This is a genomic window from Ulvibacterium sp. (assembly GCF_965228935.1).
Classification (GTDB): domain Bacteria; phylum Bacteroidota; class Bacteroidia; order Flavobacteriales; family Flavobacteriaceae; genus Ulvibacterium.
On the sequence record NZ_OZ245846.1, the window covers coordinates 4,261,079 to 4,282,104 of the forward strand.

The window sequence follows — 21,026 nt, forward strand, 5'->3', positions numbered from 1 at the left end:
AAACATGGATTGGGGAGTAGGGTTTTCATACAAAAGTTTAAAAATGTCTCTATCAACTTGGCAAATAGTGCATAGGTCCGATTAAGCAATAAATTCAAATAAATGAAAAGTTCAAAAATCAAGATTTTCACCTTTCTCGTTGCAATCGGGGTATTGGGCTGTGTAGGAAAAAAGGAAACGGATCCCACCGCACTAAAGGATGCCCTAACTGTTGAAAAACAAGAATATACTCAGGATTGGGCCTCTCTTGGGAAGCACAACGAATCGCCCGAATGGTTCAAAAATGCAAAATTGGGCATCTATTTCCACTGGGGCCTCTATTCGGTACCGGCATTCAAAAACGAATGGTACCCGCGTTGGATGCATTTTAAGGACAACGAAATCTACAAGCATCATGTAGAAAAATACGGTGAGCCCTCGGAATTCGGATATCACGATTTTGCACCTATGTTCAAGGCTGAAAAGTTCGATGCCGATTCATGGGCCCAACTATTTAAGGACGCCGGGGCCAAATTCGCAGGCCCTGTGGCGGAGCATCATGACGGATATGCCATGTGGGACAGTAAAATTACACCTTGGGATGTAATGGACACCGGACCAAAACGTGATATCACCGGAGAGTTGGAAAAAGCAATCAAAGGCAAGGACATGAAATTCATTACTGCCTTTCACCATGCAAAAAATCTACAGCGTAGTACGGAATTGGGAAAGGAAGAACCATTGAGCCATTATCCCTACTTTGAAGGGATGCCGCCAAGTTCCAACGACCCGGATCTGCAATTGATGTATGGAAACATGGAACATGAAAAATGGTATAAGGAAGTCTGGCTGGGCAAGCTTAAGGAAGTCGTAGACAACTATCATCCGGATATCATTTGGTTCGATTATGTTTTGGGAAATATTCCACAGGAGTATCGCAAGGATTTCGCGGCCTACTATTTAAATGAAGCCAAAGAAAAAGACCAAGAGGTGGTCGTTGTTCGAAAGCAGCACGACCTTCCCTTGAGCATGAGCGTGGAGGATTTGGAACAGGCCAGAAAAAATGAAATAGGTACAAAAATCTGGATGACCGATGCCACGATCAGCAACGGCAGTTGGTGCTATACCGAGAATCTTGGCGTAAAGCCGGCCAAGGATGTACTCCATATGCTGATTGATATTGTAAGTAAAAATGGAGTGCTTCTCTTGAACGTTTCCCCAAAATCGGATGGTACTATTCCCGATAATCAAAAAGATGGTTTATTACAGATGGGCGATTGGCTCAAAAGATATGGGGAGGCCATTTATGATACCGAAGCATGGTATACTTTTGGCGAAGGTCCTACCAAAGAGCCCGAAGGTCATTTTGAGAATCATCAAGCCTTTATGAAACTTACCTATTCCAATGAGGACATTCGTTATACCACGAAGGACTATACTATTTATGGCATTGTTCTGGGCTCTGTTGAGCCAGCCAAGGAACTCACCCTAAAATCCTTCGCCAAAAAAAGTATTTTGGACGTGCCCACTATCGAAAATGTCTCCGTTCTGGGGAGTGATGAGAAAATCGTTTGGAATTATGATGAGGAAAAGGGGCTGACACTTAAAACACCTACGAAACAATTGGACGAATTGGCAACCGTAATCAAAGTAACCATATCCCAATAAAATGACTATTGACGCACATCAACATTTTTGGAAGTACGAACCTGTAAAACATTCATGGATAGATGAAAGTATGTCGGCTATCCGAAGGGATTTTATGCCGTCCGACCTAAAAAAGACCTATGAGGAAAACGGTGTGGACGGTTGTGTGGCCGTACAAGCGGACCAAACCTTGGAAGAGACCAATTTTCTATTATGGCTGGCGGAAAAGCATTCGTTCATCAAGGGCGTTGTGGGGTGGGTCGACTTACGTGGGGACAATGTCGACGAAGTCCTTGAGGAATACAAGCAACACGAAAAGGTCAAGGGCTTTCGGCATATCGTCCAAGGAGAACCCGATCACAATTTTTTATTGAGGGCCGATTTTTTACGTGGCGTCTCATTTTTGGAAAAATACGATTATACCTATGACATACTTATTTTTCCACACCAGCTTGGTGCCGCTTTGGAATTTGTAAAACGGTTCCCGCACCAAAAATTTGTCATAGACCATATTGCCAAGCCGTACATTAAAGATGGCTTTTATGAGGGTTGGTCGGTTCTGATGACCGAGATTGCCAAATATGAAAACGTCCACTGCAAACTATCGGGAATGATAACCGAATCGGGATATACCTCTTGGACTCCGGAACAGATAACTCCTTATATGGATTTAGTACTCGAGGCTTTTCGCCCCTCTAAACTTATGTACGGTTCGGATTGGCCGGTCTGTCTCGTCGCGGGCACTTACGGGCAAGTAAAAAAATTAGTAACCGATTTCATTTCCAAACTTAGCCTCACCGAGCAGGCCGCCATTATGGGTTTGAACGCAATACAGTTTTATAATTTAAAATAAGAGTAAATGGATTTAGGCTTAAAAAACAAGGTAGTAGTGGTCACCGGGGCAGCCGGTCTAAAAGGTAGCATAGGTGAAACCATTGTCCAGGCCTTGGCCAATGAAGGGGCCATACCTGTTATAGTTTGTCGTAATGACCGTGGCTATGGTTATGAGTCCGATTTGCAGAAAAGAGGTATCGATTCCATTTTTGTAAAGACCGATTTGTCGGATTCCGCACAAATAGAAAGTGCTGCAAAAACTATAGGGGATAAATACGGACGTGTAGATGCTTTGATCAATAATGTTGGCGTTAATGACGGGGCCGGTTTGGATGCCTCCATTGACGACTTTATGTATTCCTTGAAATTAAACTTGGTCAGTTTTTTTGCCATGACCAAATATTGCCTGCCCTATATCAAAAAGGTAAAAGGGAATATCTTAAATATCGGATCCAAAGTGGCATTGACCGGGCAGGGAAATACTTCGGGCTATGCTGCGGCAAAAGGTGGGGTTTTGGGGTTGACCCGCGAGTGGGCCGTTGATCTGATCAAAGAAGGTATCCGTTCCAACGCCATTATTATTGCGGAAAGCTGGACCCCGGCCTATGATTCCTGGATAAAAACTTTGGAAAATGGCGAAGAGAAATTGAAATCCATAATCAAAAAAATTCCTTTGGAAAATCGGATGACCACCCCACAGGAAATTGCGGATCTCTGTTTGTTTACCATCTCTGAAAAATCATCGCATACCACGGGACAGTTTATCACCGTCGATGGCGGATATGTACATTTGGATCGGGCACTGTTGACGGAATAATAGGAAAATAGGCCATAGGCCATAAACCAAATGAACATATCAAATAAAAACCACTAAACCACCCAATTATGAATACGACCCAAAAAATACCTGTAGTATCAAAATCGGTACTCATCCCTTTTATTTTGATTACCTCCCTCTTTGCCTTATGGGGCTTGGCCAATGATATGACCAATCCCATGGTTCGAGGTTTCCAAAAGGTATTGGAGCTGAGCAATACACAGGCATCTTTGGTGCAATTGGCATTCTATGGTGGTTATTTTACCATGGCCATTCCCGCAGCCTTATTTGTAAATCGTTTTTCCTATAAAAAGGGAGTGTTATTGGGCTTGGTCTTATACGCTGTTGGTGCCCTATTGTTTTATCCTGCTGCGGCAAAGGAAAGTTATGGCTTCTTTTTAGCGGCCCTTTACATCTTGACTTTTGGGCTGGCCTTTTTGGAAACGACCTCTAATCCCTATATCCTATCTATGGGTGCCGAGGAAACGGCCACCCAACGTTTGAACTTTGCCCAAATGTTTAACCCTGTGGGATCCATCACAGGTTTGTTGATAGCCCAAAATTTCGTGCTAGGTGCCCTACAATCCGATGACACCAATGCTGATGGCACCCCTATTTTTGACACCTTATCAGAAAGTGCCAAAGCGGTCATTAGAACTTCCGATCTTGAAATCATCCGAAATCCCTATGTCATTTTAGGTATAGTGGTTGCTTTCTTCTTTATCCTGATCAGTGTGATTAAAATGCCACAGAACAAACATCAGGAAACCAAGGTCAACTTTATGGATTCCGTACGAAGGTTATGGAAGCAACCTAAATTTGCCTTTGGCGTCGTTGCCCAAGCTTTTTATGTAGGTGCCCAGATTATGTGTTGGACCTTTGTTTACCAGTATGCGGAGACTTTGGGTATCGATGCCAAATCCGCGGTTTGGTACGGATTGGCCGGATATGTGGTTTTCCTTACGGGTAGAACTATCGGTACGGCCTTAATGAGTAAAATAGATTCCGGCAAATTGTTGATGTTCTTCGGAATAGGTGGAATGCTCACTCTGGTCGGGGCTATTTTTCTGCCCGGTATGTTGGGTATTTATTCTTTGGTAGCCACCTCCTTGTTCATGTCCATCATGTTTCCCACAATCTATGGGATTGCCCTTGAAGGTCAAGGTGAGGATGCCAAGTTTGGAGCGGCATTTTTGGTCATGGCCATTGTTGGTGGAGCCTTGTTACCTTATTTACAAGGATATATGCTCGATTTTGGAGGGTTTGGTTATGAAGATGTTACGTTTCTCGGGGTAACCGAAATGCGTTTTTCTTTTGTGCTTTCGTTGCTATGCCTTTTAGTTGTAGCTATCTATGGCCATAGGACCTATAAGATCTACCATCAAAAAGAAGGATGAGAACTCCAGGGGGATTCGGCTTGATCGGCACAATGCGCCTACCATCTCTTTTTTACAGCCTTCTGTTTTGTTGGGTTATTCCATGGAGTGTGCAGGCATATCCACCCAACAACACCAAAGACCGGCCCAATATTCTTATCATTTTTACGGATGACCATCGCTATGACGCCATAGGGGCTTTGGGCAATGGTCAAGTAAGGACCCCTAACATCGATGCCCTGATCAACAGCGGTACCACCTTCAGCAATGCCTATATCCAAGGGGCCAATTCCGGTGCGGTCTGTGCTCCAAGTCGAGCGCAATTATTGACGGGCAGAGGGGTGTTTGATCTACCTGATGGCAACGGGCATTACTTTCCGGAAAGTATGGTTTCATTGCCTACAGCTCTTGGAAATACAGGTTATTTCACTTTTATTACGGGAAAATCCCATAACGGTCCGGAAGCCTCTATGAGGGGTTTTAAGGCGGGTGCCAAACTATACGGACTTTCCAACGGATATTATGTGCCCCATTTTAGAATGCCCTACCAAGACTTTAGGGAAGATGGCGCCTATGATAGAGCGCATTTGTATTTCGTTGATGGAAAAGAACACGACGTTAAGTTAAATCCCGATGAGAATTTGCATCATATCGGGCCACATTCCAGTGAAATTTTTGCCAAAGCGGCTATAAACTTCTTGGAGGGATACGATAAAAAAGATCCTTTTTTACTGTATCTCCCCTTTCACGCTCCACATGATACCCGAAACGCCCCGGTCGAATATCATGAAATGTACCCTATAGAGGAAATAAAGCTACCCGTCAATTTCAAATCGATGCATCCGTTCGATAATGGGGATCTATATATTCGGGACGAGAAATTGGCACCCTATCCAAGAACGAAACTTGACACCAAAAAACAGCTGGCGGACTATTATGCCATAATTACCCATATGGACGACCAAATTGGAAAAGTGCTGCAGACATTGGAACAAAAGGGTATACGGGATAATACCATTATTGTTTTCGCCTCGGATAGTGGCTTGGGCATGGGGAGCCATGGTCTTTTTGGAAAACAAAATCTATACGAGGATGGTGGTATACATGTTCCCTTAGTTTTTAACGGTCCGGGAATTCCCAAAAATGAAAAGCGAAATACCTTATGCTATACTTTTGATATTTTCCCAACGATCTGTGAGCTTACCGGAACGGAAGTTCCCAATTCCGTCAAAGGCAAAAGTTTGGTAAAATCCATACAGGATTCCACTACCGTTCCAATCAGGAAAGAGCTTTATTTTGGTTATACCCACACGCAAAGAGCGTTGCGCAACGAACGTTTTAAATTGATAGAATATGTGGTACAGGGTAGGCGCTATACCCAATTGTTCGATATTCAAAACGATCCTTATGAAACCAATGACCTCAGCAAAGAAAGCAACTATGCCGGGACATTGGAAGATTTGAGACGGCGCTTAAGAACACACAGAAAAAAGGGGTTACAATGGGAGGATAAGTTCTGGACCAACTTTTAAACGCATTCGTATGAAACCATATTTCAACTATCTTTTGATTTTAAGTCTCGCGTTAGTCCCAAAATCGCTCTTCGGGCAAACGTATGATGTTTCGGACTACGGCGCAATCGGTGATGGAACTACCTTGAATACCGTTGCCATCCAAACTGCCATAAACGAATGCACACAAAATGGTGGTGGAACCGTTTTGTTGAAGGGAGGTGGTACTTATATGACCGGTACCATTTATCTAAAGGATAATGTAACCCTTCATGTGGCCAATGGTACAACTTTACTAGGGAGTCCCAATTACGATGACTATACGACGGATACGTATAAAAACATGTACAAGAACGAGCCCCATATGAACCGATGTCTCATTTTTGCCAAAGATGCCAAGTCCATGGCCATTGAAGGTTATGGAACAATTGATGGCAATGGCCATCGGAAAAATTTCAGCGAAGGTCGTCCCATGCTTATTCGGTTTTTGAATTGTGAGGACGTTCATCTCAATGATATTACCCTTATCAACCCCGCAGCTTGGACCTCTGCATGGCTGTACTGCAACAATATTAGTGTCAGCGGTATTACCATAATCAGCCGGGTCAATAACAACGGTGACGGTCTGGACTTTGACGGATGTACCAATGTTCGGGTAACCAACAGCAACTTTGACAACAGTGATGATAGTATATGCTTACAAGCTTCACGACCGGATAAGCCCTGCAAGAACATCACCATAAGTAATTGTCATTTCAGTACAAAATGGGGAGGAATGCGGATAGGGCTGCTTTCCAGAGGCAATATCGAGTCGGTTGCCGTGACCAATTGTACGTTTAAGGACATCGATGATTCCGGGCTGAAAATACAACAGAACGAAGGAGGTGAAATGAAAAACATGGTCTTTTCCAACTTGGTCATGGAAAATGTACCACGACCTATTTTTATGACGTTTACACAGCAAAGGGCTTCCGTGGAAACACCTGAGGACGAACTTGAGCCTTTACATAGCATGCATAATTTTATTTTTAGTAACATTGTTGTGGATAACTCAAAGCTGGATAAGAATTCCGCTTTTTTTCTTACTGGTTTTCCAGGATATTATATTGAGGATATTACCATCAGGGATGTTCAGTTTACGATATCGGGAGGGGGTACCGAGGAAGACGCGCAAAAAACGGACCTGAACGAATATACCCAAGAAGTGCTCAACGGTTGGTGGCCTGAATTTAGTCTGGTCGGCACCTTACCTGCTTCAGGAATCTACGCAAGACATATCTATGGCCTTACCTTGGATAACATCAGTATAAAAACCATAACCGAGGATGCTCGTAAACCCGTAATCCTTGATGATGTTCGAAGAGCCACAATTGACAATATCACAATAAACGGAAATCCCGCTGAGTTCTAGTTCTAAAAGGTCGAACAAAACCCTGGTCAATGGTTCAGAAACTACTTTGGTTCAACGCCAAAACTTCTTTCCACTTCGCTATCGGCGGTATATCGTACCACTTTAGGGAAACCTTTGCCCCTGGCATATTGAATTTCCTTTTTCCATACAGCCCGCATCTCAGCAAGCTTTGTAGCGTATAGGGCTTCATTGGACAGGTTGGTGGTCTCATCGGGATCCGTGCTTAAATCAAAAAGTTCTTCGTATACTGCAGCTTCTCCTTGCAATGGACTCTCTACATAATTGCGATAAATGGCTATATCCGAGTCATGTACCTTATAAAGCATTTTGGCCGGAGGAATACCCATTTCTTGGGCCGTTTCTATTTTTTTAAGAGCGGAGAAGTTCTCATTTTTATAATAACGGATATATTTCCATCCCTTATTTTGTACGGACTCACATCTGGGATTGCCAAAGTGCGTAGACCATAGGTTTTCCGTATACAGATAGTTCCGAACAGAAGCTTCCTTCCCTGATAGAACATCGGTCAAATCTCTTCCTTGATAACTGTCCGGGATAGAAAAACCGGCCATGGAAAGTAGTGTAGGGGCGATATCGATACTTTGAACCAGCGCGTTCGATTTTTTTCCTCTTCCCGATTTTTTTGAGGTCGGGTCATAAATAATCAAGGGAACATGTGTGGTTACCTCATAGCACAAGGCCTTACCTCCTAGGCCGAATTGTCCCATAAAAAGACCATGGTCCGAAGTAAACACAATAATAGTATTCTTGTCCAAGTTCTGTTCCCTTAGCATTTTGCGTAACCGTCCCACAAGACGGTCGATTCCTGTCATGGCCTGTAATTGCCTTGTATATTGCTCTTTGGTCTCAGCGGGCGTGTCTACATACGCATATGAAGTTTGCCGATCTTCGGCCCTATGTATGGCAGGGGGAAGTTTCGGGATTTTTATATCTTTTTTGGCCACATAATTTTCGGGAAGTGGCATCTGGATATCGCGATATAAGGATTTATACATAGTATCGTCCGTCTCCCTCATTTCCATGGTCGAGGTACCTGCAGTATGTGGAAGATTAAAGCAGACCGACAGCATAAAAGGCTGGTTCTTTGGCCTTTCAGAAACAAACGTCAAGGCTCCCTCAAGTTTTTCTTCGTTGGACAGAAAATCATATACCCCTTCTTCAAGAACTTCCACTTGGGTTTCCGATTTAGCTCCATCAAAAATCCTGTGACGTTCCTTTGGATAAAAGCCTAAATGACCATGACCGGCATACCAATAATCAAAGCTCCTTTCCATAATACCGCTGTCGTAACCTCCCTCCCCGACGGGTACATGGTTTTTTCCGATCCAACCCGTATAGTAGCCATTCCTACGCATAATCATGGGATAGGTCTGCTTCCAGGCATCTTCTGCCATACTGGTACCGGAATTGAAGTTAATCCCATGTTTCCGTTCGAACTGGCTCGTTAAAATACTGGCACGGCTGGGTGTACAAATAGCACTCGTAATATGGGCATTGGTAAATAGGACTCCCTCATTGGCCAAGCCATCCAAATGAGGTGTCTTTACAATTGGGTTACCTGTACAGCCCATATAGCCATAGGACTGGTCATCCGTTAGGATAAAAACAAAATTTGGCCTTTCTTGACCGAATGTAGTCAATGTCCCAATGGCATTGAAAAAGACAATACTAAGAATGAAGCCTAAAGCGTTTTTAAAATGTTCAATCTTCCCAATGCGCATCAATAACCTTTTGAATATGCGGATAGTCCGCATCAGTTTCGTTTAAGTCCTCCCGTAGTTTTATCAATTGTAGTTTAAGGTCCGCAATGACTTCAGCATATTCGGGGTCGCTATATGCATTGTTCATCTCTTTGGGATCCCTTTTCAAATCATAGAATTCCCAAGCCGGAGGTGTATGGTTTGCGAAATCGTTTCCCCAACTCTTTTTGTTCCAAGTGGCATTGGGGTCGTCCGTGTCCACCCAATATTTCCCATAAAAGAAAATCAATTTATAATCCTTGGTGCGGATACCAAAATGGGCCGGATTCTGATGCTTATGGGCCAAGTGCATCCAATACCGGTAATAGGTAGCCTTTTGCCAATCCTCCGGCTCCTCCCCTGTTTCTAAAATGGATTTAAAGCTTTTTCCCTGCATGTAATTGGGTGTCTTGCCACCGGCCAATTCTATCAGGGTCGGTGCAAAATCCGTATTATTGATTATGGCGTCGGTCCTAACCCCGCCTTTTATGGATTTTGGATAACGTACGAAAAAGGGCATGCGCATGGATTCTTCATACATCCATCGTTTATCGATATAGTCATGCTCGCCCAACATAAAACCTTGATCTCCGGTATAGACGATAATTGTGTTTTCCAGCAAGCCTTCCTCCTTCAAATAGTCCAATAAGCGTTGGATGTTATCATCAACACCTTTAACACAGCGCAAGTATTTCTTTAGGTAATCCTGGTACACTTTGCTGGCATATTTCTTTTCCACCGGATCCATCTCCCATTGTACAAACTCCTCAGGTTTGATATCCCTAGCTTCCCTATAATTTCTGTAGACCGTGCTATCGTTCCAGTAAATATTCATGGCCTGGTTCCGGATCAGGTTCCGATGTGATACCGAAGAGCCTATAATACGGGTTAAGGAATCGTTCTTTCCTCGTGTAGCGATCGAACCGCTATTTCCATTGTCATACAAGTTTTCCGGTTCGGGAATAAAGGTCTCCGCCAAATAATCTTCATACCTAGGGGCGTATTCAAAATCGTCATGCGGTGCCTTAAAATGGTGCATCAGAAAAAACGGTTTATCGGGATTCCTTCGGTTTTTTAAATAGTCCAGCGTGATGTCCATGATCTTATCCGAGGAATGCCCTTGGGTCCTAACCATATTTTCCGGCCAGGGCTCATCACCGCGCACACGAAATTCCGGATCGAAATACTTTCCTTGGGAGGGCAATACCTGATAAAAATCAAAAGCTTCGGGTTCCTTTTTTAAATGCCATTTCCCTACTATCGCCGTATGATATCCCAATTTTTTCATCTCTTTCGGCAAATACTGTCTTTCCGGATCTATATGCCCTTCGAGGTCGATTACACCATTGGTCTGTGCCCTTTGCCCTGTAATAATAGCTGCTCTACTGGGTACACAAATGGAATTGTTCACAAAGCAGTTATCGAAAATCATCCCCTCTTTTGCAATCCTGTCCAGATTGGGCGTTGGATCCAAGCCGGCCAATCGACTACCATAGACCCCCAATGCCTGTGTCGTATGGTCATCGGACATGATGAAAATTATGTTGGGCCTCTGTTCCTCTTGGGACGTTTCCTTGGTGGTACAGGCCAAAATCAAGATGGAGAAAAGAATACAAATTCGGAAGGACAGGCTTCTAAGAAAAAGTGACATTAGGCTATATTTTACTACCTAAAAATAGGGAATACCGAAGAGTTACACGAAAGTCATGCACAATAATCCATAACAAATGATCAAAAAATTAGACCCGCTTCAATTTTATCGGAGGTGTATGGTGTGCGTTCCATTGGCAGACATATACATTTTTGTCCCCATCTATACACACATCATGTCCGTGATTAAAAATAGGGGTTTTTGACTGATACATTTTTTGCAACTTGCCATTTTTATAGTGGGGTGCTTCCCCACCAGGATTGGAGACCACTTTATTGTCCTCGTCCAAAATAGTCACAAAACCGGTATCCCTCACGTAATCCTTTCCTTCCCGGGTCTGGGACCAACATACACCGGAATAGATGTTGGAATCGTCCATGACCGGCCTACAGACAAATGCGCCGGGCAGTTCCACCGTTTTGATATATTGCCCATCCAAGGTGAAAAATTTGAAACTATTGGTGGCCCGGGACGTAACAATCAAGACCGGATTTTTCTTGTCGCGATAATCCACGGTTATGCCATGGGCGTTTCTTAAGTTCAAGTTTTCGTCCTCATGGTCATGGCCGCCCCATTTTCTAATGAACTCCCCCTTGGCATCGAATTGTAATATATAATCGGAGCCATAGCCATCCGCAACATAGATATCACCGTTGGGACCTATTGCCGTTTCGGTGGGAAGGTAATCCTGATCTTTTGAGTACACCCCAATAGTGCGCGGATCTGGTAACATAAACAATAATCTGCCCTCTACTGTGGTCTTGCTTACCGTACCTGACTGTTTGGCCCACTTTCCGGTCCTGTCTTGAAACCATCCACAATCCACGATGTAGAGCATATCCTCTCCCCCTTCATCATGCAAGGTCAATCCATGGCCCCCCGGATATCTTGTACCCCAGTAATCCAAAAGTTTTCCCGATTTATCAAAGACCAGAATATTATTGTCCGTATGGTCCCCTAACATGATTAACCGGCCTTTGCTGTCCATTTGCATTTCATGGCAATTAAGGATAGGATTATGACCCACGGTCATTTTGGCCCAATCCTTATGAACCTTGTATCTAAAATCCCCATGCCCGATTATCTCATCTTCCGGCATTCTATTTTTTACGATTCCAAATGAAAAAGAAGGAAGGGTGGCCATCGCCGTACTTGCGATTGCGGTTTTTTTCAAGAAATTTCTTCTGCTATCCATTATTGGGTCATTGTTTGGTTTAGGTTGATAGGACACTTCTTTAGGCCAATAGGTCCTTTACTACGTGGCCATGCACATCGGTGAGGCGGTAACGTCTACCTTGATGTTTAAAGGTCAATCTTTCATGGTCAATACCAAAAAGGTGCATCAATGTAGCATGAAAATCATGCACGTGTACTGGGTCTTTTACCACATTATAACTAAAATCGTCCGTTTCCCCATAGGTGAACCCTGGCTTTACCCCGGCACCCGCCATCCACATGGTAAATGCTTTCGGGTGATGGTCACGTCCATAATTTTCAGTGGTCAGTTGCCCCTGGGAATATACGGTACGTCCAAACTCCCCGCCCCAGATTACCAAGGTATCCTCCAGCATTCCCCGTTGCTTCAAATCCTTTATCAAAGCGGCATTGGCCCGATCGGTGAGCTTACATTGATTGCGGACTCCTCCAGGACAACCAATATGCTGATCCCATCCCTGATGATATAATTGTACAAACTTTACATCTTTTTCCAATAATTTTCGGGCCATAAGACAATTGGCGGCATAGGTACCCGGATCCCTACTGTCCTTCCCGTACATATCAAAAATGTAATCCGGCTCATCGGAAATATCGGTCACTTCCGGTACCGAGGTTTGCATCCGAAAGGCCATTTCATATTGTGTCATTCGGGCCATTATCTCGGGATCCCCGTAGGCATCATGTTGCAATTCGTTAAGTTTGCCCAAATAATCCAACATTTTTCTTCGGTCATTACCGTCATAGTTTTTCGGATCACTTAAATACAATACGGGATCCTTACCTGATCGGAATTGTACACCTTGGTGTTCCGTTGGCAAAAACCCATTGCCCCATAGGCGTGAATACAAAGGTTGCCCACCCATGCCTTTGGTGATCAAAGTAATAAAAGTGGGTAGATTATCATTGTCCGATCCAAGCCCATAACTCAGCCATGCCCCTATGGATGGCCTGCCGGGTAATTGACTTCCGGTCTGGAGAAAAGTGATGGCCGGATCATGATTAATGGCATCCGTCTGCATCGATTTTATAAAGCAAAGATCATCGACCACTTCGGCGGTATACGGCATCAATTCACTCACCCAGGCCCGTGATTCCCCATACTGTTTAAAATCCATAATCGATGGTGCGATCGGAAAAGTAGTCTGTTCGGCACTCATCGCCGTAAGACGTTGTCCTTGTCGTACGGAATCCGGTAAGTCCTTCCCGAACATATCCCTCAATTTGGGTTTGTAATCGAACATATCCAGTTGGGAAGGTCCACCGCTCTGGAAAAGGTAAACGATACGTTTGGCTTTGGGCAAATGATGGGGAAGTCCCAATCCGTTCCTATTGAATACGTTTGTACTTGCCTGGCCTGAACCGGCTATTGCGCCAAAGGCCTTTTCGGTATTTAAAAGGGAACCCAGGGCCAAGGCTCCCAAGCCCAAGGAGGTCTTGGTCAAAAAATTCCTTCTATCCCATTGGTGTTCTACTTGTTGTAGATCCTTATTGTTCGATTTTAAAATGTCGTGATGGTGACACATAACTCTGATCTATTTTATCTTTTTGTAATCGTGGCATCCAAGTTCATGATTGTACTGGCCACTACGGCATTGGCCGCTACCAAAGCGGCATCATCCGTGGAATCGATACGAAATTCCCCGGTATTCAACCATCCATCCGTTTTGGGTGGATTATGTTTGAAATTTTCAAGTTCGTCTTTTTGTAGGTCCGTCAATAACTTCAATTCATCCTGTCTAATTTTTCTTCCGGTCAATTGTCTAAAAACCGTGGTTATTCCTTTCCGGACCGTTTCGTGTTCCGTTATATTTTTTCCTAGTACCCTGGCCGCTTCCACATAGGTAGGGTCATTAAGGAGAACCAGTGCCTGTAGAGGTGTATTGGTCTCTTGCCTGCGAACCGTACAGATGGAACGCTCGGGTGCATCAAAAGTAGCCAATGTCGGGTGGGGAACCGATCTTTTCCAAATCGTATACATGCTTTTTCGGTACAATTTCTCCCCCTTATCTTCCTTATAGCTTGCCCCATTTATTTTCCAAAGCCCTTCCGGTTGATAGGGTTTGACACTTTTGCCGCCGATTTTCCTATTGAGCAATCCCGAAGCTGCCAAGGCATTGTTCCGTAGCATTTCACCGGTCAACCGTTTTGATGGTCCCCTTGCCAACAAACGATTATCACCGTCCTTATCCATCAATTCTTCCCCGGCCAATGAGGACTGCTGATAGGTATGGGACATGACCATCAATTTATGCAGGGATTTTACATCCCAGCCTGATTCTACAAATTCTATGGCCAGCCAGTCCAATAGTTCGGGATGACTGGGCAATTCCCCTTGATTCCCAAAATCCTCGGCAGTCTTTACGATTCCCGTACCAAACATATTCTGCCAATATCGGTTTACCGCAACGCGGGCGGTCAGGGGGTTCTTTTCATGGGTCACCCATTTGGCCAATCCCAATCGATTTTTGGGAAGACTATCCGGATAAGGGAATATTTTTTCAGGCGTTCCGGGGTATACCTGCTCCCCATAGGCGTCATATTGGCCCCGTTCCAGGACAAAAGTCTCCCTCGGTTGGTCCATTTCCTTCATCACCATAATCTCCTGTACGCGATCTACACTGTCCACATATATTTTTCTGGCCTTTTCGAGTTCTGCCAAAGAGTTTCGATATGTTTTGGAATAATTGGCAAGATGATACCGGACCAAATGTGCCTTCTCTTGCTGGGAAAGCTGATCGGACGATTTTGAAAGCAACGCCGTCAATGCATCCCGATTGGAGATTTGTAATACCTCAACTTGGGTCAATTCCTTATCAAAAACCAAAATGTCATCCACTATGGCCTCACCTATGCCCTTGCCTCTCCATCGGGCACCAATCTGTAGACCGGGTTCTATAGGTTTGGTATAAATAAAATCTTCATAGGCATTAAAGATGATGTCCTTGTACAAATTATCTACCTCGATATTTGTTTTCAGCTCGGTACCGTCCATGAAAATCCTTAGGCCATTGGAGGTGCTGGAACCATCGTAAGTCATCGTTAATTGTACCCATGTATTCTTTGGGACTTCTTGCAAGCTCAATTCCACTATGGCATTGTCCGGCCATACATGGGCCAACATTGCTTCCAATTTATTTTCCTTTAGGGCTAGGTGATAGCCCCGGTAACTATGCAACCTGGTACCGTAGTTCTTGTGAAAAATGACTCCGTTCCCCAAATCTTCCGGAATGTTGATGGCAATCCCGATACTAAAGGGCTGATGCCGTTGAAATATCCCGATCCTGTCCATATCCAACCAGGCATCCCCATCCAACTTCAATCCTTCCCCGGATTTGCCTTCTACAATGTTCGCCACCTGTTTTGGGGCGTATTGCCGCTTCATCGTTCCTTTTAGGGATGGGTTCAGTCTATTATGTAGTTGTCCCTTTGTAAAATCGATTTTGGCAATTAGCTCATCCGGGGTGCTTTGGATGTTGATTTTTTTATAGCCTTCGGACGTTATCCATTGTTCCGAAGCACTGCTTTCACTTGTTATTGCGTTTTCAATATTTTTCTCCTTTCCTTTGATAAGGCGGTCCACGTATGCTAAAAACTCCTCCTGTTCTTGGGTCGGTAGCATAAGAGTAGGTACGGGCATGGACCAATCCCAGGGAATCTGACCGGATTCATTAACATTGTTAAAGAAACTGTACATTTCAAAGTAATCCTTCTGGGTAATGGGGTCATATTTATGGTCGTGACACTTGGCACAGGCCATGGTAAGTCCCATGAGGCCCTCGCCTAAAACATTGGTCCTATCCGAAACGTATTCCGATCGGAATTCCTCATCTACAATGCCTCCCTCCAAATTCTGGGGATGTAACCGATTAAAGGTCGTGGCCAAAATCTGTTCCTTGGACGCATTGGGCATCATGTCCCCGGCCAATTGCCATTCCAGAAATTGATCATAGGGCATATTCCCATTAAAGGCTTTAATCACCCAATCCCGCCAAACGGATACATCGCGGTAGCGATCCACCGTATACCCGTGCGTATCCGCATAACGGGCCAAGTCCATCCAATCCAAGGTCATCTGTTCCCCATAATGGGGAGAATTCAACAACCTATCTATAACCTTTTCATAGGCATCCGAGGAATTATCCTCCAAAAAGGCATTCATTTCTTCCAAGGAAGGCGGTAATCCGGTAAGGTCAAAGGTGACCCTGCGCAACAGGGTTTCCTTGTCGGCTTTCTCTGTAGGTTGCAATCCTTCCTGCCATAATCTAGACTGCACAAAGTTGTCAATTGGGTTCTCAATATTCCGTTCTTGCTTTAGCACCGGAACTTCGGGTTTTTCCGGGGCAATAAAGGCCCAATGATCTTTGTATTCGGCACCTTCTTCTATCCATCGGATCAACATTGCCTTTTCATAATCCGTCAATGTAAGGTGCGATTCCGGTTGTGGCATTACCAGTTCCGGATCATCCGAAAGAATACGATTTACGACCTCACTTTTCCCTGGATTTCCCGGTTTAATGGAAAAGGTTCCCGGGGTATTCGCTGATTCGGCGTAAGCCAATTGAGGCAGATGCAATTGTAACCCTGCCTTGGCTTTTGTTTTGTCCGGCCCATGGCAGAAAAAGCATTTGTCCGATAGAATTGGTTTTACGTGTTGGTTGAAATCTATTTTTTCCGGGAGTCCTTCATAAGCCAGTTCTACCGATTCCGGTAAGTCCGGGCCACCACAGGAGGAGAAAATTATACATCCCAAAAACCAAACCGCATACCGTATTCTTACCATTTCATTTGCTCGTTTACCTAACCATCAAAATTAGTACTTCATCATGATCTATTCTTGCACAAATCAGGCTATGGATTGTACTTTTCCGACTTTTTGATATTTTATGAAATCCTCATGAATCATAGCATGACCCCTTGTTTTAACATATCTGACAGGCATTTATAGCCGTAGGACGATTAAAAAAATGTAACTTAGTGATATATCAAATCCGATAATCCGTATGGTTCCAAAAATGCAGAAAACCTTGCAATCCTTAAAGTTGACGCTACTCAATATCGGTTATGCCCAACTGGATACCTCGTGGGACTATGACAACGTAATCAGTCCATTTTCCCGCTTGTACTTGATAACCGAGGGTACGGCAAAGATTTATCATAGTTATCAAGAATTTGATTTTAAGGTGGGTTATTTGTATTTGGTGCCCAGCTTCACCTATAGCCGCTACCATTGCGATACCCATCATGAACAATACTATATCAGTTTTTTGGAAGAGGTAGGTAACGGCCTATCCATTTACAACTTAAAACATTTCATATACGAATCGAAGGCCACGGAAATGGATGTCCATTATTTCAAAAGACTGTTGGAACTCAACCCTGACCGCGCCTTAAAGGACGACAATCCCAAGGTCTATGACAACCGTGAATCATTATCCCGTTTTGAGAAAATGAACGAAAACCTTTCTACCCCGGCATTCTTGGAGACGCAGGCCTTATTGTTACTTCTATTCTCGCGATTTATTCGCAATGCCAACAGCACCAGAATCAATGCGAAAAATAATTTTAACGGTGTTCTCAGTTATATCGGGGAGCATCTACATGAAGATCTCGGGGTCGCCGATCTAGCCGCTTTTTGCCATTTGAGCGCAGACCATTTTTCTAGGGTATTCCAACAAAAATATGGGATGCGTCCGAGCCGGTATCTACAGACCAAAAGGGTTGAGCGTGCCGAAACCTTATTATTGACGACAAAAAACTCCATTAAGGAAATCGCGGAAAAGACGGGTTGGGGCAATACGTCCTACTTTACGCGAATCTTTAAAAAAACCACGGGAAAAACACCCGCGGAATTCCGTCGGGAACGAGCTTTGACCTAGTGTTTATGGCAAATCAGAAATCCCTACTTACACGATTCATCAAGGCATTTGCTTCCGCATCACCTTTAAAATGTTGCTCCACGGGATCCCATTCCAATGTGCGTCCCAAATCATAACCAATATTACATATATTGCCTATGGTCGCCGAACGATGGCCGGTCTCGACATCGCAGATGGGTTGGGTACGATTTTTAATGGCATCCAGCCAATCCTGATAGTGGTTATCATTGGAGTTATAGAGTCGGGTATCGGAATCTTTGAGCTCCGCAGTAAGAATCTTTTTGCGACTGGTCTCCAAATAGCTTCTGCTTACATCCAGGGTTCCTTCACTTCCAATGAAGCGAACACCCCATCCTTTCTCAAAATCCTCGTGCACCATTTCAACCCCATTTTCATAGAACATACGCATTCCGCGGACGGCAGACCTGTCCTTGGGTGGAATATAACGTACCGGACCGGTATGATCCATACCTAAGGCCCACTGGGCAATGTCGAACATATGGGCTCCCCAATCGGTCAAGATGCCGCCACCGGTTTCCTCGAATTTACGCCAATCCGGAAAGAAGGGGTCACTGGTCGGCGGGGACAGTCTATGATTATAGGGCAATAATGGTGCGGGACCGCACCATGCGTTCCAATCTACCTCCTTAGGGGTAGGTTCGGTTTCCATGTTAAAGGGAATGGCCGGATCACCGACATTCACCAAGACTTTTGAGATTTCCCCTACGTAACCGTTTCTAACCAGTTCACAGGCCCTTCTGAATTTTTCCCAAGAACGTTGCATGCTACCTACCTGTACAATTCTTTCGGTGCTACGGGCCGTTTCCACCATATCAATTCCTTCCTTGATGCGTTGGGTCATCGGTTTTTCACAGAAAATATCCTTGCCCGCATTCATGGCATCGATTGCCTGAATGGCATGCCAATGATCAGGAGTAGCGATGATAACCGCGTCCACGTCCTTCCTATCCAGAATTTCCTTATAATACCCGGTAGTCCTGACTCCTTTATAGCCGGTCTGTTGTCTTTTCTCGGCATACATTTGTTCCACATAACCTTTGAACCAATCGTTTTTAGTGGTCCACACATCGGAACCGGCGACAATTTGGGCATCCTTGGTGTTTTCCAAAAAAACACGAGCCAAACCTATGGTCTGTTTCCCTAAACCTATGAAGCCCAGGTTTATTCTATCACTAGGGGCAACAAAACCTTTCCCCAGCACATGGCGTGGAATAATGCTAACGGCTCCGGCGGCTAAAGCTGTTCTTGAGATAAAACTTCTACGCGAAATTTGAAGGTTGGATTTTTGATTTTTCTTTGAGGGAGAATTTGATTTTTTCATGGGTAGTATATAGGCTGTTTGATTGCATTAAAGATACGTATTTGTAAAAAATCATACTACAAAAACCGTAAAAGAATTTGCTTTAAATCCGTAGATAAAATGGGGGTTATGCCCGAATATGGGAAAGATTCAATGTATCCTTCATCTCCTTCTGCAATTTCAACAACTCCCGAAACAACTCGTCCACTTTTTCTTTATATGCTTCGTCCTCCGATATGTCGTTCATCTCCTCGGGGTCGTTCCGTAAATCGAACAGCAATATTTTGTTCAGCTTTGGGTATACCATTAGTTTAAAGCCTTCTTTTCGGATCATTCTTTGCGTGTCCACATAGCTACCATAAATGGATGGATACTGATTCTCCTTCTTTTCGCTAAGCAAGGGCAAGACACTATTAAAGAAGACATAGGGTGGTTTTTCGATGCCCGCCAAATCCAAGCTTGTGGCCATGGCATCTTGCAGATAGATATCGGCTTCTACCTTTTTAGCCTTAGGAATATTAGGTCCTGCAATGATAAAGGGAGCCCGGACGCTATGATCAAATTGGGATTGTTTGCCCAAAAGACCATGCCGGCCAACGGATAAACCATGATCGGCCGTAAATATGATATAGGTGTTATCCCCTTTTCCGGTGGCTTCCAGGCCTTCCAAAATCTGTCCGATCTGATCGTCCAAATGTGTTATAAGGGCATAGTATTCCTGAATGTGTTTTTTTACGGCATATTCCGTCCTGGGAAAAGGAGCCAAGGCCTCGTCCCGAAGATCCGGGCCATTGCCTATACCATCCTTGAAGGGGTATTCGGGCAGAAAGCTCTTGGGTACGCTGATATTTTCCAATGGATATTTGTCCAAATATTCCTGAGGCGCCTGTCTGGGATCGTGGGGTGCGTTGAAGGCAAGATACATGAAAAAAGGCTGGTTACTCTTCCCGGCTTTGTCCAAAAAGCCCAACGCATCGTCTTTGAGAACTTCACTCCAATGCTTACCGCCTTGCCAAAAGCCCCCGTATTTTTTATCGGTAGGAGACCATAGCGTATCGTTTTCGTTCAAAGGCCTATTATACCCTATCGTCCGAATTTCCGATTCTGAACTTCCACTGTTGAGCATTTCATTTATAATAGGAATGGTACCCTGATGGCTCCAGGAATCGCGGGGCATTCCCGGACGCACATGTACCACATTCTGAAAAACACTATCGGCCGGAGCCTTTACATGCCATTTCCCTGTCATATAGGTTTCGTAACCTGATTTTTCCATCAAACGCCCCCATGTCTTTTCCAATTCACTCCCTTGGGACCAATTTGTCGCCATTTTTTGCGCATCCCAAATACTACGTCCCGAAATAATCATGGAACGCGATGCCACACAAATGGCACCGTTCCATCCACCCATGTTAAAGGCATGGGTGAAACTAGTGCCATTCCTTGCCAAACGATCCAAATTCGGTGTTTCTACCTCGTCGTTGCCCAAGGCACGTAGAGCGGAATAGGTCATATCATCGGCAAAGATGAAAACGATATTGGGTTTGGCCGGTTCTTCCTTTTTTTCGGTTTTACAAGAAAAAATCAGGATATATGGAATTAAGATCAGCAGTTTTTTCATGGGC

The 21,026-nt window shown here is 44.3% G+C and carries 14 protein-coding genes; 7 read left to right on the forward strand and 7 right to left on the reverse strand.

Features of this window, described 5'->3' with window-relative positions; translation table 11 throughout:
- The first annotated feature begins 102 nt into the window (after nucleotides 1-102).
- From ACO06Y_RS18085 to ACO06Y_RS18110, 6 genes are all read left to right on the forward strand, one after another.
- Nucleotides 103-1,647 carry an alpha-L-fucosidase gene (locus tag ACO06Y_RS18085; protein ID WP_422080417.1) on the forward strand — a complete coding sequence of 515 codons (1,545 nt, stop codon included), beginning with the start codon at nucleotides 103-105 and terminating at the stop codon, nucleotides 1,645-1,647.
- A 1-nt stretch (nucleotide 1,648) separates the two neighbouring features.
- Nucleotides 1,649-2,479 (forward strand): amidohydrolase family protein, encoded by an 831-nt coding sequence (locus tag ACO06Y_RS18090; RefSeq protein ID WP_422080418.1) that lies wholly within the window; start codon nucleotides 1,649-1,651, stop codon nucleotides 2,477-2,479.
- A gap of 6 nt (nucleotides 2,480-2,485) precedes the next feature.
- Nucleotides 2,486-3,277, forward strand: a complete 792-nt coding sequence (locus ACO06Y_RS18095; protein ID WP_422080419.1) for an SDR family oxidoreductase — start codon at nucleotides 2,486-2,488, stop codon at nucleotides 3,275-3,277.
- A gap of 68 nt (nucleotides 3,278-3,345) precedes the next feature.
- On the forward strand, nucleotides 3,346-4,674 hold the full coding sequence (gene fucP, locus ACO06Y_RS18100; RefSeq protein WP_422080420.1) for an L-fucose:H+ symporter permease: 1,329 nt from the start codon (nucleotides 3,346-3,348) through the stop codon (nucleotides 4,672-4,674).
- Nucleotides 4,675-4,763: 89 nt separating this feature from the next.
- Nucleotides 4,764-6,185, forward strand: coding sequence for a sulfatase-like hydrolase/transferase (locus ACO06Y_RS18105; RefSeq protein WP_422080421.1), 1,422 nt, complete (start codon nucleotides 4,764-4,766; stop codon nucleotides 6,183-6,185).
- 10 nt (nucleotides 6,186-6,195) lie between these two features.
- Nucleotides 6,196-7,575 (forward strand): glycoside hydrolase family 28 protein, encoded by a 1,380-nt coding sequence (locus tag ACO06Y_RS18110; RefSeq protein WP_422080422.1) that lies wholly within the window; start codon nucleotides 6,196-6,198, stop codon nucleotides 7,573-7,575.
- Between the two features lie 41 nt (nucleotides 7,576-7,616).
- On the opposite strand, the gene ACO06Y_RS18115 is transcribed toward ACO06Y_RS18110, so the two are convergent.
- The 5 genes from ACO06Y_RS18115 to ACO06Y_RS18135 form a co-directional block, all read right to left on the reverse strand.
- Entirely contained in the window at nucleotides 7,617-9,317 is a 1,701-nt protein-coding gene (locus ACO06Y_RS18115) for a sulfatase-like hydrolase/transferase (RefSeq protein ID WP_422080423.1), read from the reverse strand.
- Nucleotides 9,298-10,986 carry a sulfatase gene (locus ACO06Y_RS18120; RefSeq protein ID WP_422080424.1) on the reverse strand — a complete coding sequence of 563 codons (1,689 nt, stop codon included), beginning with the start codon at nucleotides 10,984-10,986 and terminating at the stop codon, nucleotides 9,298-9,300. The genes ACO06Y_RS18115 and ACO06Y_RS18120 overlap by 20 nt, the downstream gene beginning before the upstream one ends.
- An 88-nt stretch (nucleotides 10,987-11,074) precedes the next feature.
- Nucleotides 11,075-12,181 (reverse strand): twin-arginine translocation signal domain-containing protein, encoded by a 1,107-nt coding sequence (locus ACO06Y_RS18125; protein WP_422080425.1) that lies wholly within the window; start codon nucleotides 12,179-12,181, stop codon nucleotides 11,075-11,077.
- Nucleotides 12,182-12,221: 40 nt separating this feature from the next.
- Nucleotides 12,222-13,727: a DUF1501 domain-containing protein gene (locus tag ACO06Y_RS18130; RefSeq protein ID WP_422080426.1), complete on the reverse strand. Its 1,506-nt coding sequence runs from the start codon at nucleotides 13,725-13,727 to the stop codon at nucleotides 12,222-12,224.
- A 14-nt stretch (nucleotides 13,728-13,741) separates the two neighbouring features.
- Nucleotides 13,742-16,984, reverse strand: coding sequence for a DUF1553 domain-containing protein (locus tag ACO06Y_RS18135; protein WP_422080427.1), 3,243 nt, complete (start codon nucleotides 16,982-16,984; stop codon nucleotides 13,742-13,744).
- 232 nt (nucleotides 16,985-17,216) lie between these two features.
- Here ACO06Y_RS18135 and ACO06Y_RS18140 point away from each other — a divergent pair, with 232 nt between their 5' ends.
- The gene (locus ACO06Y_RS18140) at nucleotides 17,217-18,080 is read left to right on the forward strand and encodes a helix-turn-helix domain-containing protein (protein WP_422080428.1); all 864 of its coding nucleotides are present in this window, start codon (nucleotides 17,217-17,219) and stop codon (nucleotides 18,078-18,080) included.
- Between the two features lie 13 nt (nucleotides 18,081-18,093).
- On the opposite strand, the gene ACO06Y_RS18145 is transcribed toward ACO06Y_RS18140, so the two are convergent.
- Nucleotides 18,094-19,422: a Gfo/Idh/MocA family protein gene (locus ACO06Y_RS18145; protein ID WP_422080429.1), complete on the reverse strand. Its 1,329-nt coding sequence runs from the start codon at nucleotides 19,420-19,422 to the stop codon at nucleotides 18,094-18,096.
- A 106-nt stretch (nucleotides 19,423-19,528) separates the two neighbouring features.
- Nucleotides 19,529-21,022, reverse strand: coding sequence for a sulfatase-like hydrolase/transferase (locus ACO06Y_RS18150; protein WP_422080430.1), 1,494 nt, complete (start codon nucleotides 21,020-21,022; stop codon nucleotides 19,529-19,531).
- Between the last annotated feature and the right edge of the window lie 4 nt (nucleotides 21,023-21,026).